Origin of the sequence: Pseudomonas paraeruginosa, assembly GCF_003025345.2 — a bacterium.
Classification (GTDB): Bacteria; Pseudomonadota; Gammaproteobacteria; order Pseudomonadales; family Pseudomonadaceae; genus Pseudomonas; species Pseudomonas paraeruginosa.
The window spans coordinates 2,328,632-2,353,252 of the sequence record NZ_CP020560.1; the positions used below are offsets into that span (position 1 = coordinate 2,328,632).

General features: G+C 67.5%; 31 protein-coding genes and 1 tRNA gene. 17 read left to right on the plus strand and 15 right to left on the minus strand.

Annotated elements, in window-relative coordinates:
• Positions 1 to 4: 4 nt before the first annotated feature.
• A complete protein-coding gene (locus B7D75_RS11225; protein ID WP_107114008.1) occupies positions 5 to 1,084 on the minus strand; it encodes a hypothetical protein in 1,080 nt (359 codons plus the stop codon).
• Positions 1,085 to 1,331: 247 nt separating this feature from the next.
• Between B7D75_RS11225 and mcpN the strand changes: the two genes are divergently transcribed.
• Entirely contained in the window at positions 1,332 to 2,927 is a 1,596-nt protein-coding gene (gene mcpN / locus B7D75_RS11230) for a nitrate chemoreceptor McpN (RefSeq protein WP_053813754.1), read from the plus strand.
• 28 nt (positions 2,928 to 2,955) lie between these two features.
• Here the strand turns inward: mcpN and B7D75_RS11235 are convergent, their stop codons facing one another.
• The 5 genes from B7D75_RS11235 to B7D75_RS11255 all read right to left on the minus strand — a co-directional run bounded on the left by B7D75_RS11235 (position 2,956) and on the right by B7D75_RS11255 (position 8,179).
• Complete coding sequence (locus B7D75_RS11235) at positions 2,956 to 4,185, minus strand: M20/M25/M40 family metallo-hydrolase (protein WP_107114009.1); 1,230 nt, start codon at positions 4,183 to 4,185, stop codon at positions 2,956 to 2,958.
• 141 nt (positions 4,186 to 4,326) lie between these two features.
• Positions 4,327 to 4,467: a hypothetical protein gene (locus B7D75_RS29345; protein WP_012075363.1), complete on the minus strand. Its 141-nt coding sequence runs from the start codon at positions 4,465 to 4,467 to the stop codon at positions 4,327 to 4,329.
• Positions 4,468 to 4,566: 99 nt separating this feature from the next.
• Positions 4,567 to 6,366, minus strand: a complete 1,800-nt coding sequence (gene mep72 / locus B7D75_RS11245; protein ID WP_043103849.1) for a biofilm-associated metzincin protease Mep72 — start codon at positions 6,364 to 6,366, stop codon at positions 4,567 to 4,569.
• A 76-nt stretch (positions 6,367 to 6,442) separates the two neighbouring features.
• Complete coding sequence (gene bamI, locus B7D75_RS11250) at positions 6,443 to 7,102, minus strand: biofilm-associated metzincin protease inhibitor BamI (RefSeq protein ID WP_012075365.1); 660 nt, start codon at positions 7,100 to 7,102, stop codon at positions 6,443 to 6,445.
• 177 nt (positions 7,103 to 7,279) lie between these two features.
• Positions 7,280 to 8,179, minus strand: coding sequence for an AraC family transcriptional regulator (locus B7D75_RS11255; RefSeq protein ID WP_034078627.1), 900 nt, complete (start codon positions 8,177 to 8,179; stop codon positions 7,280 to 7,282).
• 133 nt (positions 8,180 to 8,312) lie between these two features.
• On the opposite strand from B7D75_RS11255, the gene B7D75_RS11260 reads away from it, so the two are divergent.
• On the plus strand, positions 8,313 to 8,888 hold the full coding sequence (locus B7D75_RS11260; RefSeq protein WP_041025327.1) for a flavodoxin family protein: 576 nt from the start codon (positions 8,313 to 8,315) through the stop codon (positions 8,886 to 8,888).
• Between the two features lie 52 nt (positions 8,889 to 8,940).
• A complete protein-coding gene (locus tag B7D75_RS11265) occupies positions 8,941 to 9,714 on the plus strand; it encodes a coniferyl-alcohol dehydrogenase (RefSeq protein WP_034078629.1) in 774 nt (257 codons plus the stop codon).
• 10 nt (positions 9,715 to 9,724) lie between these two features.
• On the opposite strand, the gene B7D75_RS11270 is transcribed toward B7D75_RS11265, so the two are convergent.
• Both B7D75_RS11270 and B7D75_RS11275 read right to left on the minus strand, forming a co-directional pair.
• On the minus strand, positions 9,725 to 10,066 hold the full coding sequence (locus B7D75_RS11270; protein WP_003157651.1) for a PA2781 family protein: 342 nt from the start codon (positions 10,064 to 10,066) through the stop codon (positions 9,725 to 9,727).
• The gene (locus B7D75_RS11275) at positions 10,063 to 10,407 is read right to left on the minus strand and encodes a helix-turn-helix domain-containing protein (RefSeq protein ID WP_003157652.1); all 345 of its coding nucleotides are present in this window, start codon (positions 10,405 to 10,407) and stop codon (positions 10,063 to 10,065) included. Before B7D75_RS11275 ends, B7D75_RS11270 begins: the two co-directional genes overlap by 4 nt.
• Before the next feature lie 407 nt (positions 10,408 to 10,814).
• Between B7D75_RS11275 and B7D75_RS11280 the strand changes: the two genes are divergently transcribed.
• The 3 genes from B7D75_RS11280 to B7D75_RS11290 all read left to right on the plus strand — a co-directional run bounded on the left by B7D75_RS11280 (position 10,815) and on the right by B7D75_RS11290 (position 13,210).
• Positions 10,815 to 11,213, plus strand: a complete 399-nt coding sequence (locus B7D75_RS11280) for a PA2779 family protein (protein WP_012075369.1) — start codon at positions 10,815 to 10,817, stop codon at positions 11,211 to 11,213.
• A 95-nt stretch (positions 11,214 to 11,308) separates the two neighbouring features.
• Positions 11,309 to 12,178 (plus strand): PA2778 family cysteine peptidase, encoded by an 870-nt coding sequence (locus tag B7D75_RS11285; protein WP_107114668.1) that lies wholly within the window; start codon positions 11,309 to 11,311, stop codon positions 12,176 to 12,178.
• Positions 12,179 to 12,256: 78 nt separating this feature from the next.
• The gene (locus tag B7D75_RS11290; RefSeq protein WP_012075371.1) at positions 12,257 to 13,210 is read left to right on the plus strand and encodes a formate/nitrite transporter family protein; all 954 of its coding nucleotides are present in this window, start codon (positions 12,257 to 12,259) and stop codon (positions 13,208 to 13,210) included.
• A gap of 51 nt (positions 13,211 to 13,261) precedes the next feature.
• Here B7D75_RS11290 and B7D75_RS11295 read toward each other — a convergent pair whose 3' ends face one another.
• Positions 13,262 to 14,545 carry an NAD(P)/FAD-dependent oxidoreductase gene (locus B7D75_RS11295; RefSeq protein WP_107114010.1) on the minus strand — a complete coding sequence of 428 codons (1,284 nt, stop codon included), beginning with the start codon at positions 14,543 to 14,545 and terminating at the stop codon, positions 13,262 to 13,264.
• Between the two features lie 183 nt (positions 14,546 to 14,728).
• Between B7D75_RS11295 and B7D75_RS11305 the strand changes: the two genes are divergently transcribed.
• A tRNA-Val gene (locus B7D75_RS11305) sits at positions 14,729 to 14,805 on the plus strand.
• Positions 14,806 to 14,912: 107 nt separating this feature from the next.
• Here the strand turns inward: B7D75_RS11305 and B7D75_RS11310 are convergent.
• Positions 14,913 to 15,599, minus strand: a complete 687-nt coding sequence (locus tag B7D75_RS11310; RefSeq protein WP_012075373.1) for a polysaccharide lyase family 7 protein — start codon at positions 15,597 to 15,599, stop codon at positions 14,913 to 14,915.
• A gap of 122 nt (positions 15,600 to 15,721) precedes the next feature.
• Between B7D75_RS11310 and B7D75_RS11315 the strand changes: the two genes are divergently transcribed.
• Positions 15,722 to 16,243, plus strand: coding sequence for a hypothetical protein (locus B7D75_RS11315; protein ID WP_012075374.1), 522 nt, complete (start codon positions 15,722 to 15,724; stop codon positions 16,241 to 16,243).
• A 106-nt stretch (positions 16,244 to 16,349) separates the two neighbouring features.
• Here B7D75_RS11315 and B7D75_RS11320 read toward each other — a convergent pair whose 3' ends face one another.
• Complete coding sequence (locus tag B7D75_RS11320) at positions 16,350 to 16,520, minus strand: hypothetical protein (protein ID WP_003153009.1); 171 nt, start codon at positions 16,518 to 16,520, stop codon at positions 16,350 to 16,352.
• A gap of 91 nt (positions 16,521 to 16,611) precedes the next feature.
• Between B7D75_RS11320 and B7D75_RS11325 the strand changes: the two genes are divergently transcribed.
• The gene (locus B7D75_RS11325; RefSeq protein ID WP_170870643.1) at positions 16,612 to 17,088 is read left to right on the plus strand and encodes a GNAT family N-acetyltransferase; all 477 of its coding nucleotides are present in this window, start codon (positions 16,612 to 16,614) and stop codon (positions 17,086 to 17,088) included.
• A gap of 64 nt (positions 17,089 to 17,152) precedes the next feature.
• Positions 17,153 to 17,362, plus strand: a complete 210-nt coding sequence (locus B7D75_RS11330) for a hypothetical protein (protein WP_003153005.1) — start codon at positions 17,153 to 17,155, stop codon at positions 17,360 to 17,362.
• Between the two features lie 7 nt (positions 17,363 to 17,369).
• Here B7D75_RS11330 and B7D75_RS11335 read toward each other — a convergent pair whose 3' ends face one another.
• Complete coding sequence (locus B7D75_RS11335) at positions 17,370 to 18,395, minus strand: diguanylate cyclase (protein ID WP_034078632.1); 1,026 nt, start codon at positions 18,393 to 18,395, stop codon at positions 17,370 to 17,372.
• Between the two features lie 349 nt (positions 18,396 to 18,744).
• Here B7D75_RS11335 and B7D75_RS11340 point away from each other — a divergent pair, with 349 nt between their 5' ends.
• The 4 genes from B7D75_RS11340 (at position 18,745) to B7D75_RS11355 (ending at position 21,715) form a co-directional block, all read left to right on the plus strand.
• Positions 18,745 to 18,984, plus strand: a complete 240-nt coding sequence (locus B7D75_RS11340; protein WP_034078634.1) for a hypothetical protein — start codon at positions 18,745 to 18,747, stop codon at positions 18,982 to 18,984.
• 78 nt (positions 18,985 to 19,062) lie between these two features.
• Positions 19,063 to 19,842: a PhzF family phenazine biosynthesis protein gene (locus B7D75_RS11345; protein WP_107114011.1), complete on the plus strand. Its 780-nt coding sequence runs from the start codon at positions 19,063 to 19,065 to the stop codon at positions 19,840 to 19,842.
• Positions 19,843 to 19,858: 16 nt separating this feature from the next.
• A complete protein-coding gene (locus tag B7D75_RS11350) occupies positions 19,859 to 20,269 on the plus strand; it encodes a nucleotide triphosphate diphosphatase NUDT15 (protein WP_034078638.1) in 411 nt (136 codons plus the stop codon).
• Between the two features lie 546 nt (positions 20,270 to 20,815).
• Positions 20,816 to 21,715 carry a Dyp-type peroxidase gene (locus B7D75_RS11355; protein WP_079383423.1) on the plus strand — a complete coding sequence of 300 codons (900 nt, stop codon included), beginning with the start codon at positions 20,816 to 20,818 and terminating at the stop codon, positions 21,713 to 21,715.
• 49 nt (positions 21,716 to 21,764) lie between these two features.
• Here the strand turns inward: B7D75_RS11355 and B7D75_RS11360 are convergent, their stop codons facing one another.
• A complete protein-coding gene (locus B7D75_RS11360) occupies positions 21,765 to 22,457 on the minus strand; it encodes an alpha/beta hydrolase (RefSeq protein ID WP_053813758.1) in 693 nt (230 codons plus the stop codon).
• A gap of 333 nt (positions 22,458 to 22,790) precedes the next feature.
• Here B7D75_RS11360 and B7D75_RS11365 point away from each other — a divergent pair, with 333 nt between their 5' ends.
• Positions 22,791 to 23,003 (plus strand): hypothetical protein, encoded by a 213-nt coding sequence (locus B7D75_RS11365; protein WP_003152988.1) that lies wholly within the window; start codon positions 22,791 to 22,793, stop codon positions 23,001 to 23,003.
• A gap of 10 nt (positions 23,004 to 23,013) precedes the next feature.
• Here the strand turns inward: B7D75_RS11365 and B7D75_RS11370 are convergent, their stop codons facing one another.
• Positions 23,014 to 23,202, minus strand: coding sequence for a hypothetical protein (locus B7D75_RS11370; protein ID WP_003152987.1), 189 nt, complete (start codon positions 23,200 to 23,202; stop codon positions 23,014 to 23,016).
• 271 nt (positions 23,203 to 23,473) lie between these two features.
• Between B7D75_RS11370 and B7D75_RS11375 the strand changes: the two genes are divergently transcribed.
• Positions 23,474 to 23,683: a hypothetical protein gene (locus B7D75_RS11375; protein ID WP_003152985.1), complete on the plus strand. Its 210-nt coding sequence runs from the start codon at positions 23,474 to 23,476 to the stop codon at positions 23,681 to 23,683.
• Positions 23,684 to 23,794: 111 nt separating this feature from the next.
• On the plus strand, positions 23,795 to 24,139 hold the full coding sequence (locus B7D75_RS11380; protein ID WP_003152983.1) for a cupin domain-containing protein: 345 nt from the start codon (positions 23,795 to 23,797) through the stop codon (positions 24,137 to 24,139).
• A 24-nt stretch (positions 24,140 to 24,163) separates the two neighbouring features.
• Here the strand turns inward: B7D75_RS11380 and B7D75_RS11385 are convergent, their stop codons facing one another.
• Positions 24,164 to 24,529, minus strand: a complete 366-nt coding sequence (locus B7D75_RS11385; RefSeq protein WP_034078642.1) for a hypothetical protein — start codon at positions 24,527 to 24,529, stop codon at positions 24,164 to 24,166.
• Positions 24,530 to 24,621 lie beyond the last annotated feature (92 nt).

The window sequence follows — 24,621 nt, forward strand, 5'->3', positions numbered from 1 at the left end:
AACCTCAGGGGGCTTCGCCGACGTCCAGTTCGATGAAGTCGAGAATCCCGGCCTCGCGATTGCCGAGTCGTTCCAGCTCTCGTCCGTCCAGCGCCTGCAACAGCGAAGCGCCATGCTCCAGGCGCGCGCCGGAGGTGTGCCGGGCCGCTTCGTGGCCGGGACTGAACAACCACGCCTGGGGATGCCGCGTGTGCCAGGCGGCGCGCGGCGAAAGGCTGACCTCGGTGCCGGCCGGATAGTGCCAATCGCCCAGTTGCAGTGGTGCGGCCAGTAGCGTGCCGCCGAGACCGTAGAGCTTGCGCTGGCGGTCGAAGGCCAGCGCCCCGCCGCTCAGCGCGATGCCGTGCACCGAGACCTGCTGGCCTGTTTCCGGCATCACCCGCCAGCGCTCGGCGTCGCGGTAGCCGTCGGTGTAGACCATGCCGTCGCTGGCGAACAGGCGCGCGCCGGCGGGCAACTCGATGGCGCCGGCGCGGTTGCCGGCCGCCAGGCTGCAATGCTCGAAGGCGGCGGGGCGACCGTCGCGCTCGCTGGCGAAGGCGATTTCCTGGCTGGCGTCGCAGCGCCAGCCGTCGATCTCGGCGACGCCGTCGCCGCGCAGGCGGATCGAGGTGGGATGGACGCCGGTGGTTGTCCAGGGTTCCTGCGGGTTCTCGTGCTCGCTCTGCAGCCAGCGTTGCAGGTGGCGGGTGGCGACGCCGCGGATCATCACCGGCGCGGGGAACTCGGCTTCGCGGAAGCTTTCCGGCTGCTGCCTGAGCTCCAGCTTCAAGCGGGTGCCGGCGGGCATCCCGATGCCGCCCAGGCGGGCCGGGTGCTCGAGTACCGCGGTATGCGCCGCCTCTTCGCGCTCCCGTTCGCGCTGGTACTGCCAGAGGCCGATCTCCAGCCAGGCGCGCAGCCCGAGCGGGACCAGCAGGAGCACCAGCAGCAGGCCGCGGCTCGGCCAGTGGCGGCGCAGGCGCTGGCGCGCGCGTGGGCTGAAGGCCAGGAGCAACAGCCAGGCCAGCAGCCAGAGGCCGGCGACCGTGGAGAGCAGGTAGATCAGCAGGACAGTCAGGGAAATCGGAGCGACGGGGATCACGCGGGCATCCTTGCGGGCAGTAGTTCCTGGGCGCCGCCGGCGCGGCTGGCGCCGGACGACCTGCCAGAGTTTACAGGGCGCGTCCGGTTGCCGCAGCGGCAAACTGCCTTGAAACCCCGCCGGCCGCGGGCTGGCGCCGTGGTGACGGGCGCCGCCGCGGCGCACGCGCGGGAGTGGCTGCTCAAGCCGGGACGCGCCGGGCCGATGGGGTGGTTATCGGTTTCTGTAGTCCAGTGGGGAAAAGCCAATGAACGAAAGCGTCGCCAGAGTGTTCGATCGGATCCTGCGGGGGCTCGGGCTGAAGACCCTGAACGCCCAGTTCCTGCTGTCCTACGCGTTGATGTTCGGCCTGGCTGCCTGCGCGTCGGTGGCGTTGTACCTGAGCATGTCGGTCTCGCCGGAAACCATCAACGTGGCCGGGGCGCAGCGCATGCTCAGCCAGAAGATGGCCAGCGAGGCCCTGCAGTTGCGCCTCGGTGCCGGCGACGCGCAGGCGCTGGCCGCGACCATCGCCCAGTACGAGCGTTCGGCCGCCGACCTGGAGGCGGGCAATGCCGAGCGCAACGTCAGCCGGATGGGTGCGCCGGAGATCGCCGCCCAGCGGCGGAAGGTCGAGCAGATCTGGGGCGGCTACCGGACGTTGCTCGACCAGGTGGCGCAGCCCGCCAGCCGGGTCGACCTGCATGATTTCGCGCAGCGTTCCGCCGAGCTGCTGCGCGAGCTGAACAGGCTGGTGTCGCTGATGAGCGCGCGCGCCGACAGCGTCCAGCACCGCCAGATGTGGATCGCCTTCGGCTGCCTGCTGGCGATCCTGGTGCTGGTGGTGCTCGGCCGGCAGTTCGGCCTGGCGCCGCTGATGCGCCAGCTGCGCGGGCTGGAGGTGGCGCTGACCGAGGTCGGCGCGGCGAACTTCACCCATGCCCTGGCGGCGGGCCACGCCGACAACGAGATCGGGCGCATCGTCGCCGGCTACGAGCGGATGCGCCAGGACGTCAGCGGCCTGCTGGCCGACGTCAAGCGCAGCGCGGAGCAGACCGACCGCGACGTGGCCGAGGCGCTGGAACAGGCGCTCGGCGCCGGCGACCAGGTGGCGCGCCAGCACCAGGATCTCGACCAGGTGGCCACCGCGATGAACGAGATGAGCGCCACCGTCGCCGAGGTCGCCCGGCACGCCAACCATGCGGCGCAGTCCACCCGCGACGCCGCGGCCCTGGCCCACGAGGGGCGGCGCCTGGTGGAGCACGCCAGCGGCCAGACCGGCGCGCTGGCGGCAGAACTGGAACACACCGCTCTGGCGCTGAACACCCTGCACCAGCATGCCGGCAGCGTCGGCCAGGTACTGACGGTGATCAGCAGCATCGCCGAGCAGACCAACCTGCTCGCGCTCAACGCCGCCATCGAGGCGGCGCGGGCAGGGGAGGCCGGGCGCGGCTTCGCGGTGGTGGCGGACGAGGTGCGTTCGCTGGCCAACCGCACCCAGCAGTCGACCCAGGAGATCCAGGGCCTGATCGAGCAGTTGCAGGATGGCGCCAACCAGGCGGTCGCCGCCATGCGTGGCAGCGCCAGCCACGCCCAGAGCAACCTCGCCGAGGCCGACAGCGCGGCCCAGGCGCTGGGGCGGATCGTCGGCACCGTCGAGGAACTGGATGGCCTCAACCAGCAGATCGCCACCGCCGCCGAAGAGCAGAGTCAGGTGGCCCAGGACATCGACCGCAACATCACCAACGTTTCCGGACTCTCCGAGCAGGCCCACGAAGGGACCGCGGCGGTGCTCTCGGCCAACCAGCGGGTCAAGGAGCACATGGCTGGCTTGCGCGTGGTGCTCGGCCGCTTCCGCACCTGAGGCTGAACCACGCTCACCGGCGTCGACGCTACTCGGCGGACAAGCTGCGGATCAGCGCTACCGTCAGGTACAGGCGCGGGGCGATGCTGGACAGTTCGAGGTATTCCGCCTCGCTGTGCAGACCGGCGCCGACTACGCCGAGGGTTTCCAGTACCGCCGGCCCGTCGCTGCCGGGCTGGTAGGCGTAGCCGGCGTCGGTGCCGAAACGCATGGCCACCGGTTCGATGCGCTTGCCGATTCGGCTGTAGAGCACCTGCGCGGTTTCCGCCAGGCGCTGCGAGGCGGGGTTCTTCACCAGCGGTGGGCGGCCCTTGTCGAGACGCACGCTGACCTGGGTATCGGCGACCAGGCGTTCGCCGATCAGCTTCCGGGCGTCGGCCAGCACCCTTTCGCTCTCGGCCGGGTCCGAATAACGCATGTCGGCTTCCGCCGAGGCCTCGGCGGGGATGATGTTGCGTTTCTCGCCGCCGCTGGCGAGGGTCCAGTTCACCGTGGTGCCTTTCGCCGGATCGCCGAGGTCCTTGAGACGCAGCAGCTGGTGCGACAGTTCGAGAAGAGCGTTGCGGCCCTGCTCGGGCGCCGAGCCGGCGTGCGAGGCACGGCCCTTCACATCGAGGAACAGGCCGTTGATGCCGTTGGTGGCGATGGTCACCGCGTCCCGGTCCGGTGGCTCGTAGGAAAAGACGTAATCCTGCTGGCGGGCCAGCTCGGCGATCAGTTGCCTCGAGCCGGCGGAACCGGTTTCCTCGTCGGGATTGAACAGCACGGTGATCCGCCCGTAGTCCTTGAAGCCTTGCTGCTTGAGCAGGGCCAGGGCGTGCAGCACCATCGCCACGCCACCCTTGGCGTCGGCCACGCCGGGTCCATAGGCGCGCCCGGCGTCCTGGCGGAAGGGACGCGCGGCGGCGCTGCCGGCGGCGAACACGGTGTCGTAGTGGATCATCAGCAGGAAGCGCTTGCTGCCGGTGCCGTCGAAGGTGGCTACCAGGTTGTTGCCGGCCGAGGGTGTCGCCGGTGCGCTGCGTACCTGTGCGCCGAGGGCTTGCAGGCGTTCGGCGAGCAGCGCGGACAACTGGCCCAGGCCTTCGGCCTGGCCGGTGCCGCTGTCCACCGCCACCAGTTGCCGGAGCGTGTCGAGGTAGGCCGGGCGTTCGGCCTCGGCCTGGCGCAGCAACTCGGCGGCTGGCGGAGCGGCGGCGAAGGTGCCGGGAGCGAGCAGGAAGGAAAGGGTGAGAGGCAGCAGGCGATGGGCGTGCACGGAAGGTCCTCGTCTGGCGGTCGGCGGCTGGCTGGGAACCGCAAGGTTCCGCGCCGTTTACCCGATTGACCTTAGGTCATGGGGCGCTTTCCGCCAACCGTGCCTCGACTTGCGCAGCGCCTCCAGCCGCGGGGCGGGCCACTATTCCGGCAGGTCCGCCGGCCGGGACTCCAGGCGGACTCCGCCGGGGCATGCCGGGATCTCGGACAGCAGGGCGGCCCAGCGCTGGATGGGTGCGATCACCTTCACCGAGGCGGCGGCGAAGACTGAGCGGTTCCTCATGGACGGGGCGATGGTGTGGTGAAACGATGAGTTCATGATCGAGGCCAGGCGCCGGCGCTCCCGTCCGTGCCCAACGGATGGGCACGGACGGGAACCGGGTCACTGCTGGAGCAACTGGACGTTGTCGATGAACATCGACTCCTGGCGGTTACCGCTGAGGATCATCAACTCGGCGCGCTTGATCCGGCCTTTCGGCAGCTGCAGCCGGCCGCGCAGGCTGGCCCAGCGGCCACTGTCGACCACCTGGTAGCCCAGCGGCAGGTAGGTGCCGGGCCGGCCTTCGCTTTCCAGGTAGAGATAGGCGTAGGTCATCGCGCGCGGGCCGCGACCGTCTCCGACCCGCACATCGGCGCTGAACGCGTATGCCTTGCCTTCCTCCAGGTTGCCCAGCAGGCTGGTGCTGGCGCCGGTGCCGTCATGGCGCCGCTGGTAGGCTTCCAGGGCCAGGCGGCCGGCGGCGGCGGTACGGCTGGCACGGGCGTCGGCGTGAAGGCCGCTCCAGCCGCCGATGCCTTGCTCGAAGTCATAGGTGATGCGTTGCGCCGCCGGCGGTACGCCGGGCGGCGTGGCCTGGGCTTCCTGCAGGTTCATCTCGTCGACCAGCAGGCTGGCGCCGCTGTCGCTCCAGATCGCCACGTAGAGGTTGCGCTGGTCGGCGGCGGGGCGGTAGTCGAACGCCTTCTCCAGGCGGCTGAACTCGTTGCCGGCGACCGACAGCTGAACGCTCTGCGCCGAACTGTAGGCCAGGGCGCCGCGGGCGTTTTCGCTGAGCAGGGCCATGCGTACCGTGTCGCGGGTATTGGCGGCCCTGAGCATGACCTTGCCGCTGAGCCGGTAGCGGGTTCCCGCGCGCAGGTCGACGGGGCGGACCAGCAGGTCGAAGCCTCGGTTGTCGAGCAGCAGGGCATTGTCGCGGCAGCCCTTGGCGACGTTCACCAGGCTCAGTTGGGCCTGGCCGAACAGCGCGCGCCAACCGTCCATGACGGCGAACTCGCCATCGCCGAGCAGGCCGCCGAGCCCGGTTTTCTCGCACCATGGCAGTTCCGGCTGGGTCGGCGTGTCGCCGTCGTCCGGCCCGGGGTTGGCCGTGCCAGGCACCCTGGTCGGTCGGAAGTCGGCGATCTGCGTGGCCATGCTGTTGAGTGCGCGCACCGCGTCGGCGTGGTCCTCGCGACCGCAGGGCTGGCTGGCGCATTCGGCGTTGACCAGGCGTGGGTTGGCGAAGAACGGTGCCTGCCTGTAGGTACCGAAGGCGTGCGGGTAGGCCATGATGGTGGCGAAGCGGCCCTGCACGCCGTAGCCGCGGCTCCACTCGTGGGTGCCGCTGTGGGCGTAGCGCGGGTCGTAGTAGCGCGACTCCTGGTCCTGCTCGTAGGAGTGGCGCAGGCCCATGTTGTGGCCCGCCTCGTGGGCGAAGGTGTTGAGGCCGCAGTCGACGCCGGTGAGGTTGTAGGCGATGTCCTTGGCGTTGCTGAAGAAACGCCCGCTGTTCTTCTCGCCCGAGCCCATGTAGCCGATGCCGCAGGTGGTATAGCCGTTGCCGCTGCTCTGCGCCAGGTTGACCAGGCTGACCAGGTCGGCGCCGTATTGCTCGCGCAGGCGCTGCACCTGCGGGTCGCTCCTGAGGCGATCGAGGTTGGCGCTGGTCACCGTGGGGTAGTCGGCCCAGTCGAGACGCTGCTTGTGCACCAGGCGCAGGCGCAGGTCGACGCCGCTCTTCTCGTAGGCGGTATTGGCGAACTCGATGTAGCTGGCGATCCGCGCGTCGATGTCGCGGCCGTTGACGGTCTGGGTTGCCGCGGGGGTATAGAGGACCATGATGTCGACGGTCTTCGGCGCGGCCTGGGCGGCGGAGGCCGCCACCAGGGCGAGGGTGGAGCAGAGCAGGGATGTCTTCATGGGTTGCCTGTGTTCGGACAATAGGAGGCCATGGCGCCCCGAGGGCACCGTTGCAAAAGGCCTGGGAAAGAGCGCCTCAGCCCTGGGCGGGCGGCGGCATCGGCGGCAGTTCGGCGAACGGCGCGTCGACGTGGTCGCCGTGCGGATCGCTGCGCGCGGCGAGGTCGTTCTCGTCGATCACGCGGGTCTTGCCGCTGCGGTTGTCGACGATGATCGAATAGCTGCCATCGAGGGTGGCGACGTTGATGTGAGTCTCCAGGCTGCCACGCACCACGGTCAGGCTTTCCGCCTCGTCGCCGTCCACCAGGCCGCCGCGCCAGACCGGCAGGCCGGCGCTGTTGTGGGTGCTCGCCAGGCGCGCCTGCAAGGGGCGCTCGCGGCCGGGCAGGCTCATTTCCAGGACCTGGCCGAGCGCCAGCGCGTCGAGCTGTTCGGGCTCGACCTGGGTCTGGTATTCCGGGATGCCCTGGGCGTTGTCGCGGCTGCGCAGCTGTCCGCTCCAGAGCGTCACCCGCTGCGGGGCGGTCGGTGTCGCGACGGGGGCCGGGGCGAGGCTGCCGGAGTTCGCCAGCGGCAGCGTCGCGCTCGCCGCGGACGGCGGAGCGGCCGGGGCAACGGCGGGGGCCTGGCGGGCCTGCGAGGGAGCCTCCGGTGGCGCCGGGTCGAGCAGCCAGCCGCCAACCAGCGCACCGCCGATGGCGGCGGCCGAGGCGGCGTAGATCCATGTCTTGGCCACGTTGTTTCTCCTCTGAGTGAAGGTGGCGCGGAGTCTAGGAAGAAGCCCCGCCGGTAGAGGCGGCAGCCGTTCACATTTGCGCCAGGCGGCGTCGCGGCGTGGCGAAACTGCGAATCAGGCCGGCACGGCGCGGGTTGCAGGTCACGTGCGCTCTGTGCGCTGCGGCAAGGCTGGCGATCAGCCGCCACGCTGCTCGCGGCGGAAGGCGCCGGGCACCTGGCCGGTCTCGCGCTTGAAGAACTTGACGAAGTTGCTTGGCTCGTCGAAGCCGAGGCGTTCGGCGATGGCCGCCACCGTTTCGTCGGTATGCGCGAGCAGGCGCCTGGCCTCCAGGGCGATCCGCGCCGACAGCCAGGCCTTCGCGGTGACCCCGGCCACCGCCTGGCTGGCGCGGCTCAGGCTGCGTTCGGAAATACCGAGCAGACGGGCGTACTCGCCGATCCGGTGATGACGCTGGAAGTTTCCCGTCACCGCCTCCCTGAAGCGGTTGAAGCGCTGCAGTTCGGCGCCGCTGGCGAGCGGCGCGAGCCGGGAGTCGCGGGCGACCAGTTCGAGACGCAGGAGCAGAGCCTGCAACTGGTGGCGCAGCAGGCTGTGGCGCACGGCGCGGCTTTGCCGGAGCCGGGCGTCGCGGGCCATCTGCCGCAGCGCCTGCAGGCAGCTGCGTCGCTCGTCGGCGGCGGGCGCGAGGAGCGCGGGCAGGGCCTCGAGGCAGACGCCGACCGCCAGTTCCTCGGCCGTTCCACCGCGCCCGGGCGGGGCGAGGAACTCGGGGCGGAACAGCAGCAGCCAGCCGGACCAGTCGGCGCTGCCGTCGAAACGATGCACCTGGCCAGGCTGGATGACCAGCCAGTTGCCGGTTTCCGCGCGGTGCGGGCGGAAGTCGATCCAGTGGGTGCAGCATCCGCGGGTGACGGCCAGCAACAGGTGGAAGTCGGTGCGTTGCAAGGCGTGCAGGTGGGCCGGGGTGGTACGCCGACGCAATTCGTCGAAGGCGACGACCTCCAGGTCGAGGGCATATTCGCCCGGCGGCGCGTAGCGCACTTGCTCGACCGTACGGGAAAGGGAAGGCTGCACGAGATTGTCCAGTTTCGACCATCCAGGGGCCTGAATATACCTCGTCCGCCAGGTGCCGGCTGCGCACAATCCCGGCGGACGGCGCATCCCATCCGGGACCGCCGGATCCGACCAGGTATTGCGGGAGACGAGCATGAGTGCGATTGCGATCGTGTATTACAGTGGCTACGGGCATACCGCCCGGTTGGCCGAAGCGGTGCGGGAAGGCGCGCAGTCGGTGCCCGGTAGCCGGGTCAGCGTGCACGCCATCGATCCCGAAGGAAACCTCTCCGAGGCGTCCTGGCAGGCACTGGAAGAGGCCGACGCCATCGTCTATGGCAGCCCGACCTACATGGGCGGGCCGGCCTGGCAGTTCAAGAAGTTCGCCGACGCCACCGCCAAGGCCTGGTTCGTCCAGCGCTGGAAGGACAAGGTGGCCGCCGGCTTCACCAATTCCGCCTCGGTGAACGGCGACAAGTTCGCCACCATCGCCTATTTCTTCACCTTGTCCCAGCAGCACGGACAGCTCTGGGTCGGCACCGGGTTGCTGCCGGCGAATACCCGCGCCAACGGCCCCGCGGACGTCAACTGGAGCGGAGGCTTCGCCGGGGTGCTGGCGATCTCGCCGTCGGACGCGACGGCGGACGAGGCGCCGCGCGGCGGCGACCTGCAGACCGCGCGCCTGCTCGGCGCACGGGTGGCCGAGGTCGGGGCGCGCCTGGCCGCCTGAACCCACCTGGCCGACGCGCCGCGCCGGCCTTCGTTGCCCTGGGAGGTAAGCGATGTTGCACGACAAGCGTTTTCTGGTGACCGGCGTCAGCTCCGGAATCGGCGAAGCCACCGCGGCGTTGCTGGGAGCCGCCGGCGCGCGGGTGATCGGAGTGGATGTCCGACCGCCGAGGATCGAGCTGGAATCCTTCATCGGCGCCGACCTTGGACGTGGCGAGAGCATCGACGAGCTGGTCCGGCAGTTGCCGGAAGGTCTCGACGGACTGGCCAACATCGCCGGCGTGCCGCCGACGCAACCGGTGGAGGCGGTGCTGCGGGTCAACCTGGTGGGACTGAAGTACCTGACGCGGCAGGTAGTGCCGCGCCTGGCGGATGGCGCCGCGATCGTCAACCTGGCATCGCTGGCCGGGGTCGGCTGGCCGGACGCGCTGGAGTCGATACGTGCCGCGGAAAACCTGGATTTCGACGAGGTCGGCGAATTCGCCCGGCGCGAGGGGATCGGCAGCCCGCGCAGCTATTTCTTCAGCAAGGAGGCGTTGCTGGCCTGGACCCTGCAGAACCGCTGGACCTGGCGCGAACGCGGGATCCGCATGAACGCGGTGAGCCCGGGGCCGGTGGATACGCCGATCCTCGGCGATTTCCTGCAGACGCTGGGCGAGCGCGCCGAAGAGGACATGCGTACCCTCGGCCGGCCCGGACGGGCCGAGGACATCGCGCCGGTGGTGGCATTCCTGCTCGACGATGCCTCGCGCTGGCTGTGGGGCGTCAACATCCCGGTCGACGGCGGCATGTCCGCCCACCTCCAGGCGACCCGGTACGGCCTCTAGCGCCGCCGTTTCAGCCGCGGGCCAGTTGCAGGAGACGGGCGCGCTCCTGCATCAGCGGCCGGCAACTGCGGATGCCCTCGACGATGCTGTAGAGGCTTTCGATCTGTTGCGGGCTGAGACTGTTGTTCTGCGCCCAGCCAAGCAATTGCAGCCAGGTCCAGCGGGCGATGGTCTCGCTCTGCGTCTCGGTCTTCCGACGGTCGTCGCCATCGCTCTGGCCGACCAGGGTCTCCACCAGTCCCGAGGCACACAGCGGCAGCAGTTCCCGGTACTGTTCCGGGTGCGTGTCGCGCAGGCGCCGCAGGGCCATGATCGCGGTGGTTATCGAATCTGAATCCAAGCTCTTGTTCACAATTCACTCCTTGTGCGTACAGGCTGGCGGCCGAGGGCACCCTGGGCGGCCAGCAACTGTTCGATGAAACGCGTCAGCTCTTTCTTGAATTCGGGTGTCAGGCTGGACACCTGGAGGATGAGCTCGGCCAGCTCATCCTCGGGACAATAGAGGTAGGCCATGGGGACCTGGAGGACCATGGCCAGTTGCTGGGAAGTCCGCATGTTGGGGGAGTGCCGTTCGCGTTCGTATTGGTTCATCCGTGCGCTGGCGGAAAACTCGTCCATTCCGACCAGCATGCCCAACTGTTTTTGCGAGTATCCCGCTCTGATTCTTGCGGCTTTTAGCCGGGTACCTAGCATCCATACAACTCCCGTCCCGTTGGCCCGCCCGCTCAAGGTTGGGCAAATCTGGACAAGATGGAAGCTCAGGAATCCTTAGTTTTCGCTGTGCCGGAGGCTCTGCCGTCCGGGGCGGCGCGCGGTTTCTACGCCGCCTGCGAGGCTGCGGCGGGGATATGCGTCGATGTCGCCGAGATCGCGCATGCTCCGGTTTCCTCGTGGAGACCGGGAGTATATGCGAATTGCATAAAGGCGGGCGCCGTTTCGTCGCCCGGGTTCGCCGGGCCGCCATGCCTCCCTGGCTGCGGGCAACGCTGTCGAGGCGGCGGAAAACGGCGACCCGGACGATACTTGGAGACGGTGGGCGATGCGGAACCAAGCTTCGCCCCGCATGACTAATAGCCGGGTTTCACGCAGAGGTCATTCCCATGAGAACAACAACAGGTATCCGCCGTGTCGCCGCCGTCCTGGCTGCGCTTCATCTATTCTCCTTCGCCCAGTTGCCGGTGGCCCAGGCGGCCATGATCGGCACCGCCGAAGTCATGCAGCAGCAACAGCACAATCTCGATCGCCAGCAATTGCTGAAGATGCTCGACGACCAGGGCGTGCAGAAGAAGCTGGAGTCCATGGGCGTGCCGCGCGACCAGGTGGCGACTCGCATCAACAGCCTGACCAACGCCGAGCTGGCGCAGTTCAACCGGCAGCTGGACCAGGCCCCCGCGGGCGGCATCATCGGCATCATCGTGCTGTTCCTGGTGATCTTCATCATCACCGACATGCTTTGTGCCACGGATATCTTCAGCTTCATCAAATGCATCAACCGTTGAAGCGGCTGGCAGCGGCACTGCTGGTCGCCACCTGGCTCGGCGGCTGCGCGCAGCCGCCGAGGCTGCCGCCGCAAAGCGCGGCGCTGCCCGTACGGATGGAACTGGGTGAAGTGCCGTTCTTCCCCCAGGAGGCCTACCAGTGCGGTCCCGCGGCGCTGGCGACGATGCTCGGCCAGCGCGGCCTGGGGTTGACCCCGGGACAGTTGAAGGACGAGGTGTTCATTCCCGGTCGCGAAGGCAGCCTGCAACTGGAAATGGTCGCCGCGGCGCGCCGCCACGACATGCTCGCCTATCCGCTGCAAGGCGGGCTGGAGAGCGTGCTGGCGGAGGTCGCGGCGGGCAATCCGGTGCTGGTGCTGCAGAACCAGGCCTTCTCCTGGTGGCCGCGCTGGCATTTCGCGGTGGTGGTCGGGTTCGATCGCGAGCGTCGCGAGCTGGTCCTGCGCTCCGGCATCACCCGGCGCTGGGTCACCGATTTCACCAGCTTCGAATCGACCTGGAAACGCGCGGGACATTGGGCGCTGCTGACCCTCCCGGGCGACCGCCTGCCGGCCACGGCCTCCGCGGTGCCCTGGCTGAAGGCGGCCAGCGACAGCGAGGAAACCGGCCATCCGGCGGTCGCCCGGCGCGCCTACGAAGAAGCCGTGCGACGCTGGCCGGACAACCCCTTCGCCTGGTTCGCCCTGGGCAACAATCGCTATGGCGCCGGCGATTCCGCCGGTGCCGAACAGGCCCTGCGCGCGAGCATCGAGCGGCAGCCGGCGTTCGCCGCGGGTTGGTTCAACCTGTCCCAGCTGCTGGCCGAGCGTGGCTGCGCAGCGCCGGCGCGGGAAGCGCAAGCCTGCGCGCGGAGCCTGCGCCCGGAGGACAAGCGCTTCGCCGCGCCGCTGCCCCGGGCGATCGCCGCGGGCAGCGACTGCGCGGCCGTGCCGGCCTGTCCGGCCACCGTCGGTTCCGCACGCTAGGGCGGGACCGCGACGCGCCGGAACCCTGTTCCAGCGGAACGGCTCTATACCTGAGTGGATTCCTCTCAGGTATAGAGCATGGCCAACGACAAGCAGACTCCCACCGCCGGCTCCCGGCAAACCGCCAAAGGCGTCGCAGGCAAGGGCCGCGGGCGTGCCGCTGGGCGGGCGCGCAAGCCCGGGGCGCCGGGCGACGAGCGGGAGAACAAGCCGGAGGATGGCCACTCGGCCACCGCGCTGACCGCCAACGAACAGCGCGAGATCGATGACAAGCAGCCACCGCGCGCCGCCGTCCTGCACGAAGTGATCCGGGTCCAGGGCGAGCACGAATTGCAGCGCACGGTGGCGGCGCTCTGGTGGTCGGCGGTGGCGGCGGGGTTGACCATCGGCTTGTCGCTGATGGGCATGGGCCTGTTCCGCGCGGCCTTGCCGGCGCACGACTGGGCGATCGTGGTCAGCAGTCTCGGTTATCCGATGGGTTTCCTGGGGGTGATCCTGGCGCGCCAGCAATTGTTCACCGAGAACACCCTCACCGCCGTGCTGCCGCTGATGACCGAGCCGACCCGGGAGAAGGCCTGGCAACTGCTGCGCCTGTGGGGCGTGGTGCTGTTCGGCAACATGCTCGGCGCGCTGCTGTTCGCCTGGGCGGTGCTGCACCTGCCGATCTTCAACGAAGCGGCGGACGCGGCATTCCTCGAGATCGGCCGCGAGGTGATGCACAACGATCCCGGGCAGATGTTCGCCAAAGGCATCGTTTCCGGCTGGATGATCGCCACCATGGTCTGGCTGATCCCGGCGGCGGAAGGGGCGAAGGTCTGGATCATCGCGATGGTCACCTACCTGATGGCGCTGGGCAGCTTCACCCACATCGTGGTCGGCTCGGCGGAGGTCGGCTACCTGGTGTTCGCCGGGGAGATCGGCTGGTCCGATTTCCTGCTGACGTTCGCCCTGCCGACCCTGGGCGGCAACATCGTCGGCGGCAGCCTGATCTTCGCCCTGATCAGCCATGCGCAGATCCGCAGCGAAGGTTGAGGCACAGGTAGGGAAAACGGCACCCGAAAGTGCCGTTCCTGTCGTTCCGGGCTACACCCCGAGCTTGTCGCGCAGGCTGTAGTACCAGGCGCCGAGGGCGGTGAACGGCACGCGCAGCAGCTTGCCGCCGGGGAAGGGATAGTGCGGCAGGCCGGCGAAGGCGTCGAAGCGCTCGGCCTGGCCGCGCAGGGCCTCGGCCAGCACCTTGCCGGCGACGTGGGTGTAGGTCACGCCGTGGCCGCTGCAGCCCTGGGAATAGTAGATGTTGTCGCCGATGCGGCCGACCTGGGGCAGGCGCGAGAGGGTCAGCAGGAAGTTGCCGGTCCAGGCGAAGTCGATCTTCACGTCCTTCAACTGCGGGAAGGTCTTGAGCATCTTCGGCCGGATGATCGCCTCGATATCCGCCGGATCGCGCGCGCCGTAGATCACGCCGCCACCATAGATCAGGCGCTTGTCGCCGGAGAGGCGATAGTAGTCGAGCAGGTAATTGCAGTCCTCGACGCAGTAGTCCTGCGGCAGCAGGCCATGGGCCAGTTCTTCGCTCAGCGGCTCGGTGGTGATCACCTGGGTGCCACAGGGCATCGACTTGGCCGCCAGTTCCGGGACCAGGCCGTTGAGGTAGGCGTTGCCGGCGACCACGATGAACTTCGCCTTCACCTTGCCCTGCGGGGTATGCACCACCGGGTTGGCGCCGCGCTCGATGCGGATCGCCGGGCTCTGCTCGTAGATCGTCCCACCAAGCGACTCCACCGCCGCCGCTTCGCCAAGGGCAAGGTTGAGCGGATGGATATGGCCGCCGCTCATGTCGAGCATGCCGCCTATATAGTTGTCGGTCGCCACCACCTCGCGGATGCGCCTGGCGTCCATGATCTCCAGCTGCTTGTGACCGTAGCGTTCCCACAGCTGCTTCTGCGCGCGCAGGTGGTCCATCTGTTTCTCGGTGAAGGCGGCGAACACCCCGCCGTCCTTCAGGTCGCACTGGATGCCGTAGCGCGCCACGCGCTCGCGGATGATGCGTCCGCCTTCGAAGGCCATCTCGCCGAGCAACTGGGCTTCGCGCTTGCCGACGGTGCGTTCGATCACGTCGATATCGCGGCTATAGCTGTTGACGATCTGCCCGCCATTGCGCCCGGAAGCGCCGAAGCCGACCTTGGCGGCTTCCAGTATGCTGACCTTGAAGCCGTTCTCGAGCAGGAACAGCGCGGTGGAGAGACCGGTATAGCCGGCGCCGATCACGCAGACGTCGGTTTCGACCTCGCCCTGGAGTTCCGGGCGGGGCGGCGCGGGATTGGCCGACGCGGCGTAATAGGAGGAGGGGTAGGGGGTGTGCGGCATCTTGCACCTCTGTTTTTTATTTTTTACGGATGCCCGGATGCTACCCGAGTCGAAATCGGCCGGCTAGCCTCCGTGCAAAATTTCCAACGCACCCCCTGAAAATAAAAATTCCACTTTTTCAGAGAGTTAGCGAAAAAAAAGCTTGACGGTGTTTTTGGGGGCTGTAGAATGCGCGCCATCAGCAGGCACGTAGCTCAGTTGGTTAGAGCACCACCTTGACATGGTGGGGGTCGTTGGTTCGAATCCAATCGTGCCTACCAAACAAATCCCGCGCTGCTGGCGGGGCGAAAAGGGCGATCCGAGAGGGTCGCCCTTTTTCGTTGGCGCCTGGAAATACCGGGCTGCCACCGGCTCGGCGCCTGGCCGGCTACGCGGACCGCGTCCCATGGCTGAGCGCCAGTTCGCTGATCACGCAGACCGAGCCGTCCTCCGCCGGCGTCGATTCGTCGTAGTCGAGCTGGTTGTAGACGCCGCCGTGAAAATTGAAGGCATGGCCGAACCAGCTGCGCTCCAGTTGCAGCGGCCCGCTGGTGGCGCTGGCGCCGTTGCAGGTGGCGCTGACAATGGCGCTACCGGCGGCGTCGACCTGGATGTCGACCTCGTAGTCGGCGGCCAGCGGCACGTTCGCCAGCAGGGTGCTGTTCGTCGGTGCCGGCTGATCGAAGGCACCGCGGAATCCGAAGGTGATCCTGCCCTTGTTCCAGAACACCTTGATGGGCGGGCTATCGTCGTCCTTCACGTGCATCTGCGCCACCACTACCTTCTGCGCCGCGTTGACCTTGACCAGGCGCATCCGCTGGTGGTTGCGGTGCACGGCGGCGCTGTCCAGCGTCCAGTAGCCGGGCTCCTTCCACTCGCAGCGGGTGCGGCGGGTGCTCTTGCTGGAAGCGCCGCGGGTCGGCGCGGACAGACGCAGGGTTTCGTCGGGCTGCAGCGAGACGACTTCCGGCAGGCGCGCCGCGGCCAGCGCGCCGTTGAGTTCCAGGGCCAGGGGGTTGGTCGCCGAGGTCGCCACCGGCGTGGTGATCGTCAGCTTGCTGATATCCACGGGCATGCTCTGTTCCTCTCTTCGGGGCGGCCGGACGTCCGGCGCGCGGACGATCGTCGGACATTCCGAACCGGCGTGGATCGGTTCTTTCCAAACAAGCCCATTCACTCGTTCGAGGTGTCGTGCTTGTGTCCAGATTGATCACGCCCGGGGCGCCGTTGTCGCAAGATTCCGATGTCCGGATCTTCTGCTCGCCGAAGGAGCGGCTGGATTTCTATCGTCGGGAAATCCATTACGAGACGAGCCAGCTGTCCAGCCGGACCAACGCCTACCTGACGGCGCAGTCGTTCCTGGTCATCGCCTACGCGTCCTCGATGGCCAATCTCAATCCGGCCTGGGGCGAGCTGTTCACGCTGGTGGTGCCAGCGCTGCTGGCGCTGCTCGGGATCGTCAATTCGCTGCATGCCTGGCCGGGTATCCAGGCGTCGTCGGAGATCATCTGCCACTGGCAGTTCAAGCAGACCTGCCTGCTGCACAGCGATCCGGAAATCGGCCTGGCCTATGACGACTCGCCGCTGTTCAGCGAGCGCGAGGTCAACCGCGGAAGCTTCGAGAAGACCCTGCTGTTCTCGCGACGCGTGCCCTTTCTGTTCGCCGGCTTCTGGTGTGCCCTGGGGGTGTTCTCGCTGTGGCTGCAGCTGGCCGGCTAGCGGGGTGGGGCGGCTCCGGGCGGGCTTGACAGGAGCCCGAGGCTTTGCGGAACCTTGCCGGCTGCAGCGTGGTATCGGCGCGTCGACGGCCGCTTCCTGTTCGCCTTCAGGAGCCGCTTTTCTCGCACAGGTCGCTGCCCAGCAGGTTCGCGCCCAGGCCGCGCAGCAGGTAGGTTTCGACGTGGCTGCCATCCGCGCAGTCGACCCGGTAGCCGAGCGCCAGGCCGGCGGAAAGCAGGACGAAGAGGAACAGGCCGATATGCTGGAGTTTGCTCATGGTGTTTTCTACGGAAGGAACGTGGTGCCGCGCAGCCGCTGCGTCGGGCGATTCTAGTGCAATGACAGAGAAGGGGGAATCAATGGAAGGCATGCGGGAGAACCCTGTGCGCATCCGCCAGGCGCGCGCCGAAGACGCCCCGGCGCTGTCCAGGCTGGCCTTCGCCGCCAAGTCGGTATGGGGTTACCGCCAGGCCCAGCTGGAGGCCTGGCGTGAGGAATTGCATGTTTCGCCAGAAGCTATCCAGGCCCGACCGGTATACCTGCTGGAGGATGCCGAGGGGCTCGCCGGGATGTTCGCCCTGACCCCGGAGCCGGGCGCCGAGTGGGAACTGGACAGCCTCTGGGTCGCGCCGCGCGCCATGCGCAGGGGCTACGGCCGGCGTCTGCTGGCGTCCGCCGCGGAGCATGCGCGTAGCGCCGGCGTGTCGAGCTTGCGGATCGATGCCGATCCCTATGCCGAAGCCTTCTACATCGCCCAGGGTGCCCAGCGCTATGCGACCCGCGCTGCGCCGATCGACGGCGAGCCCGGGCGGGTCCGGCCGCAGTTGCGCCTGGGCCTGGGCTGAGCCATTGACGAGGCGCGAAGCCGCCTCTATAAGACTGCGACTTCCAGCCAGGCGACGAGCGAACATGCGCGACGAAGACGATATCCACGAGCCCGAGCACGATCACCTGCTGGACAACGATCATCTGGAGGATGAACGCGACGTCGATGCCGTCGGCGCGCTAGACGAGCCCGATGCGTGCGTCACTCGCCTCTGCGAGTATTGCGATGCGCTGCTGGTGCCGGCCGATGCCGATGGTTTCCATGTCTGCGCGGATTGCGCAGGGCTGGACTAGCCGCCGGTCAGGCGCTGACCACCCGGTTGCGTCCGCCACGCTTGGCCTCGTACAGCGCCGCATCGGCGCGGGCGAGCGACCGCTCCAGTTCCTCGGCGTGCCTGGCCAGGGTGCAGCCGGCGCTGATGGTCATCGTTACAGGGGTGCCGGCGCAATCGATGGGCGTCGCTTCCATCAGTTCCCGGATGCGATTGGCGACGACGCTCAACTCGAGGTGGTCGCGGACCCGTACCAGCGCCACGAACTCTTCGCCGCCGAAGCGCGCCAGGAGGTCCTCCGGGCGTAGCGCCGCGCGCAGTCGCGAGGCCGCCTCGCGAAGGACGGTGTCGCCGGCTTTGTGTCCGTAGGTGTCGTTGATGCGTTTGAAGTGGTCGATGTCGCTGTAGATGATGCCGGCGTTCTGCTCGTTGGCCTGTGCCAGTTCCAGTTCATGCCGATGCAATGCATCGAAGCCGGCCCGGTTCCACAGTTGGGTAAGGGGATCGAGCAGCGACCTGCGTTGCTCTCGGCCGATTTCCTGGCGCAGGAAACGGGTATGTTCGGTGAGGCTGCGAAGCTGCAGATAGCCTTCGGCCAGGATCGACAGGCGCTTGAACTGGCGGCTTTCCCGCAGGTCCAGCAGGCGCGGAGCCGGATCGAGCAGGCAGAGCGTGCCGATGGCCTGGCCATTGCTGGCGTGCAGGGGTTCGCCTGCATAGAAACGGATGAAGGGCGGTCCGCTGACCAATGGGTTGTCGTGGAAGCGCGGATCCTTGGAGGCGTCCGTCACCATCAGCGGCTCGCTGGCCAGGATGGCATGGGCGCAGAACGACAGGTCGCGAGGTGTCTGCTCGACATCCAGACCGGTGCGGGCCTTGAACCACTGGCGGTCGTGGTCGATCAGGCTGACCAACACGCTCTTCACCGCGAAGGTTTCCCGCGCCAGTTCCACCAGGGCATCCAGGTAATGTTCGGCGGGCGTATCGACCACCGCCATGTCGTCCAGAGCCTTCTGGCGCAAGGTTTCGTCGGGGGGGATGGGGCAGGCGAGCATATTGGATCCTGGGCGGCGGGGGAGACTTTCGGTATAGCCGCCAGAAAACGCGAAGGCCAATCATGGAGGCCGAGGCAGGCGCGTGGCGGTCGGAAAGGGCGAAAAAAATCCCGGCCGCGTGGAGCAGGCCGGGAAAGGATCCAGGGATGTACAGCGCCCACAGCTTATGCCGGTGGCGGCTTCTGCGAAGCTGCGCGATCTGGTAGGCGCCGTTTTCGCGTCGATGTGTGACCGGCTTCGCCGACTATTCTGGCAAGTACGTCTGGCAAGTGCGGTCGCGAGCTAATAGCATTTGCGGGTTTTATTCGATCTGGGTGAATGCGTGCAGGAAATCTATTCGGAAGAAGAAATGCGCAAGGCCCTGGGCCTTGTCGAAACACGGCCGAAAAAGGCCCGGGCGGAGGCCAGCCAGCCGGTCCGCTACACCATAGTCGAACTCAGCGTGCGCAAGGGCGGGACGGGGTTGCCGCTGCGTTTCGAGCATCGCTCGCGTTCCATCAGCAAGGTCACCGCGCAGCTCGAGGCGGAGAAGGAAGCCAAGCGCCTGGGCTACCAGGTCTGGGCGTTGCTGGATATCCGGCAGATCTGAGCGGGAGCCGGCGCGGCATTGTCCCGGTCGAGCTCCGGCTGCTAAGGTGCGCAGCCCATCGACACAGGAGTCCGGAATATGGAATTGACGATCTTCCAGGTTGACGCCTTCGCCGAGGGGCCCTTCCAGGGCAATCCGGCGGCGGTCTGCCCGCTGGAGGCCTGGCTGGACGACGAGCGCCTGCAGGCGATCGCCGCAGAGAACAATCTTTCGGAAACCGCCTATGTCGTCGGCCGCGACGGCGACTACCAGTTGCGCTGGTTCACCCCGCAGGTCGAAGTGGACCTGTGCGGCCATGCGACCCTGGCCACGGCCTGGGTGCTGATCCACAAGCTCGGCGACAGTTCCCCGGTGCTGCGCTTCGCCACCCGTAGCGGCGAGCTGCGCGTGCGCCGCGACGGCGAGCGCCTGGCGATGGATTTCCCGGCCAGGCAGCCACAGCCCTGCGCGGCGCCGGCGGGATTGCTGGAGGCGCTGGGCATCGCCGAGGCCGAGGTACTGAAGACCGACGACTACCTGGTGGTGGTCGGCGACGAGGACGCGGTCGCCGCGCTGGCGCCCGACTTCGCCCGCCTGAAGGGCTTGCCCTGCCGTGGCGTGGCGGTCACCGCGCGAAGCCGGCGCTTCGATTTCGTCTCGCGCTGGTTCGGTCCCAACGTCGGCGTAAACGAGGACCCCGTCACCGGTTCCGCGCACACCTCGCTGGCGCCGTACTGGGCGCAGCGACTGGGCAAGACCCGGCTGAGCGCCGAGCAGGGCGGGGCACGCAGGGGCCGCCTGGAGTGCGAGGTGTTCGGCGAGCGGGTGGTCATTTCCGGCACGGCGGCGCTGTACATGAGCGGCACGCTCTATCTCTGACCCCGGGAGCATGGTGATGGCGACACCGCAAGTTGGCGTGGGCGTCCTGGTCATGCGCGGCGGCCGGGTCCTGCTCGGACGCCGCAAGGGCAGCCATGGCGCGGGAAGCTGGTCGGCGCCGGGCGGGCACCTGGAGTTCGGCGAGACGCCGGAGGACTGCGCGCGACGCGAGGCCCTGGAAGAAACCGGCCTGGCGCTGAGCGATCTGCGCCATGGTCCGTTCAGCAACGATCTGTTCGAAGGCCGTCACTACCTCACCGTGTTCATCCTCGCCGCCTGCGCGGAAGACGCGCAGGCGCAGGTCATGGAACCGGACAAGTGCGAGGGCTGGGCCTGGTTCGACTGGGACGACCTGCCACAACCGCTGTTCGCGCCGCTGGCGAGCCTGCGCCAGCGAGGCTACTCGCCCTTCGCTGCGGGGCGCTGAACGGCGGGCAAAAAAAATCCCGACCGCGGGGGAGCTGGTCGGGAAATACCCTTGGGGTTCGCACACACCCTGAGCATAGGCCAGTGCGCAACGGCGGCAAGAGGAGCCTGTTCGAACTGCTAGGCCGCCGCGCCGTCGGCCTGGGCGCGAGTCGTTCGACGAAGGGGATGCCGTGCTGGCCGGCCCGGGAAAGGCCATGTCGAGGGCGGCCTCGGCGAGCATTGCACAACTGCAATGTTCGCCGGTTACCATCAGGCTTTCCCTCCCGAGGTGCGCCCATGAACGTCCATCATCTCGAACTCGCCAGGGCCCTGCTGGTGTTCTCCCTGGCCGTCGCCAGCCTGGTGGTCGGGCTCATGCCGATGGAGTTCTGAGCGCCACAGGCCCCATCTTCCGGGCTTTCCCGGTCTTCGAGTGGTTTCCGGCGTTGCGCCGGTTTAGGATGCGCGGGTATTCGGCGCCGCTTCGCTTGTCCGGCGCCGGAACTGAGCATTGCTCGAACCAGAACGAGATCGAAGGTGCGTCGTCACGGCGACGCCCGGCCTGATGATAGATGGAGGCAACATGAGCGCGGCTCAGCAAGGCATTCTCACCCCGATTCCGGTGGTGGGTCGCTACCTGTTTTTCAGCATTTCCCAACCCGAGCTGGTGGCCGCGACCCTGGCCCGTCTGGCCGAGGCCACCGACGGTTTCCAGCTGGTGGTGGGTATCGGTCATTCGCTGATGCTCAGCCTCGGCAAGCGCGTCGAGGGCATGAAGGACTACCCGATCGTTCCCGTCGCCGGCCTCGATCTGCCGTCCACGCCGTCGGCGCTGTGGTGCTGGCTGCGCGGCGAGGACCGCGGCGAGGTAACGTTGCGTTCGCACGCGCTGGAGCGTCTGCTGGCGCCGGCCTTCGAGCGGACCGCCGCGGTGGATGCGTTCCTCTATGGCGAGGACCGCGATCTCTCCGGCTACAAGGATGGCACCGAGAATCCCAAGGGTGATGCGGCGCTCGAGGCCGCGCTGGTCGCGGGGCGCGGCGCCGGCCTGGATGGCGGCAGCTTCGTCGCCGTCCAGCAGTGGCTGCATGACTTCGACCGGATGCAGGCGATTCCCGGCGCGGAGATGGACAACATCATCGGCCGTCGCAAGTCCGACGACGAAGAGCTGGAAGACGCGCCGGCCTATGCCCACGTCAAGCGCACCGAGCAGGAAAGCTTCGAGCCCGCCGCCTTCCTCCTGCGTCGTGGCGCGCCCTGGTCCGACGCGAACCGCGCGGGGCTGTTGTTCGCCGCCTTCGGCCACTCGTTCGAAGCCTTCGAGGTCCAGTGGCTGCGGATGATCGGCGTGGAAGACGGGGTGCTCGATGGCCTGTTCCGCTTCACCCGGCCGATCAGTGGCAGCTACTTCTGGTGTCCGCCGATGGCCGGCGGCCGCCTCGACCTTTCCGCGCTGGGACTCTGAGTCCGTGGAGGCGGCCCGGCGCGGGCCGCCTCCGCTTCCCTCGCGTCGGTCAGGCGCTGGCCAGCGCCGCTTCGTCGATCAACGCCGCCACTTCCTTCGGCCGCGACGCCAGCGAGGCATGGCTGGCGTCGAGGGTGATGATCTTCTTCGGCGCGATCCGGGCCGCCATCCGTTCCTGGTTGGCCGGAGCGATCATGCGGTCGGCGCTGGAGACCTGGTACCAGGACGGCTTGTTCTTCCACGCCGGGGTGCCGATGGTATCGCCGAAGGTGCTGGCCAGCGGCGCCTTCTGGGTGACGCCCATGACCAGCCCCTCGTCGGCGTCGAGGTCCTGGCAGAAACTCTCGTGGAACTTGTCGGCCTTCACCCAGAGGTAGCCGTCGCTGTCCGGCTCCAGGTTCGGCGCGGCCTGGGGCAGGTGCTCCTGGGTAATCGCGCCGGGGCTTTCGCCGCTGTCGGGAGCGAAGGCGGCGATGTAGACCAGACCGACCACGTTCGGCTGGTTGCCGGCCTCGGTGATCACCGCGCCGCCATAGGAATGGCCGACCAGCAGGACCGGACCGTCCTGCTGCGCGATCATCTTGCGCGTGCGCTCGGCATCGTCGGCCAGGGAAGTCAGGGGCAGTTCCACGGCATGCAGCCTGTGGTGGCCGAGGCGCCTGAGCTCGAGGATGACCTTGCTCCAGTGGGCGGCGCCGCCCCAGAAACCGTGGACCAGGATGATCGTAGGCAGGTTGCTCATCGTAGTGCTCCCGTATGGGTGAGGGTGGCTTGCCATGGGTCATGGCACGAAGAGCATACGGGGCGGGAAGGCATGCGCGATAGCGGGGGAACGATGGCGTTCGTCGAAAAAGCACAACTGCGCGTTCCGGTAGGAGACGACCTGCCGGTGTAGCGCTATGTTGCAGGTCCGGACCCGGCCGATCGGGTTGTCGCGACGGGCATGGAGGGGTGATCGGTCGGTCGGGTTCGCGTCTTTTCCAGGTGCATGAATCTGAAAAAATCTTGCTTCTTGCCATCCAGAAGGAGCGCGGCGGGTAGATTTGCCTCCGAATCCTTCACCTTCTACCCGATCATGGAAAAAGCTCTGAAACTGGCGTCATGCCTCTACGGTCTGCTGATCGTGCTCAGTCTGCTGATGGTCGCCTTCCTCAGCCAGTTTCCGTTCCTGCTCAGTTCGGGGGTGGAAAACCTCTCGATGTCTATCCTGCCGCTGCTGATCCCGCTGATGGTCGGGCTGGTGGTCTGCGAGGCAGTGCGGGCGGTGGTGCCGAAGAAGCGCAGCTAGCCGGTCGGCTTCAGCGCCCGCGGATGCGCTGGCGGCGCAACTGGTACTGCTCGTAGGGCAGGCCCTGGCGGTTCAGCTCCTCCAACTGGCGTTCGCTGGCGCTGCGGGAAAACGATTCCTCGACCAGCGAATTCGGAGCGGAGGGTTGTGCGCAGGCGCTGAGCAGCAGCACACCCAGGAACAGGGCGAGGCGTGGCATGCGACCTCCATGCGCGACGAAGAGGGGTGGAAAAAAAGGCCATTACCAAGCGGGGGGAGGGTTGGTAATGGCCTGTACAAGGGACATTTGCCAGGCCTTGGGGATCTGGCGAAAGAGACGATATCAAGCGCCAATTTGATTAGCCAGCTAACAGAGTGGAATGAAGTTTTGCTACTGGCGTAACAATTCTGTCCGAATCGTCATTCGTGCGTCACCGCCGGGACAGAGCGGTTTCGGCAGACTGCGGGGGAATCGTCGAAGGAGGTCCGCCGTGGACGATACGCTCAGGTTCGCCTCGCGCTTGTGCAAGCTCATCGTGGTCGCCAGCTTCCTGCTGGTGGCGATCGCCAGCCTCTGCCTGTGGTGGACGGGACAGGCCTACGAGTATGCGGCGCTGGCGTTTTTCCCGTTTGCCGTGCCGATGCTATTGCTGATCATGGTCTGCGACCTGCTGGCGGCCCTGGGCGGCAGGCACCGCTGAGCGGCCGGGCTGGCTAGCGCTTTCAGCTAGGCGGATGTCGACTCCAGACAACCGGCACACTGCACATGGCCCTATGGTGAGGCATTCATCCACTGCCTCCCCGGAGCGACCATGTCAGATTTCATCACCGTACTGCGCGATACCTGTCCCGTACCCGTGCTGGATGCCACCAGGTGGAAGCGGATCGGCGGCGATCCGCATACCGTCAACCTCAACGCATACGCCTCGGCGGACGGCAGCAAGCTGATGGGCACCTGGATCTGTACGCCGGGCAAATGGGAGGTGAACTACGAACGCTGGGAGTTCTGCCACTTCCTCGACGGCTACTGCATCATCACCCCGGAAGGCGAGCAGCCGGTGCACCTCAGGGCGGGCGACGTGTTCGTCATCGAACCGGGCCTGCGTGGCACCTGGGAGGTGGTGGAGACGGTGCGCAAGTACTTCGTCTTCGCCTGACGCCAAGCGCCGGCCCGGAGCGCTTCAGTCCTGGTGGACGATGCGGCGGATGGTGCCGCCGCAGGACTGGTAGCAGCTGCGGTACTCGTCCTGGCAATCGTCGCCGAAGTCGAAGTTGCGTTGCGGATAGGGGCAGGATTTGCGCTTCTTCTTGTCGCTGTTCTGCATGCAGTAGTTGTAGGCGCTGGTCTGCGCCTGGTAGAGCGCCTCGTCCTGGCGCTGCTGGAGCTTGGCCAGGGTCTTGCACTGGCGTTTCTCCGCGTTGCACTGGCTGACGCAGTGCAGGCCGGCCTCGCTGGACGGCGGAATGTAGGAGTAGCTGACGCTGGGGCCGCAGCCGCCGAGCAGCAGGCCGAGGAGGAGAAGAAGAAGGAATTTTCGGAACGGCATTGCGCAATCGATAACCAGTAGCAAACGAGACCGGATGCTATCACCGGGTGGTCGGTCGCGTGGGCTGTCGCCGCATAAGGTTGAACTCGCGC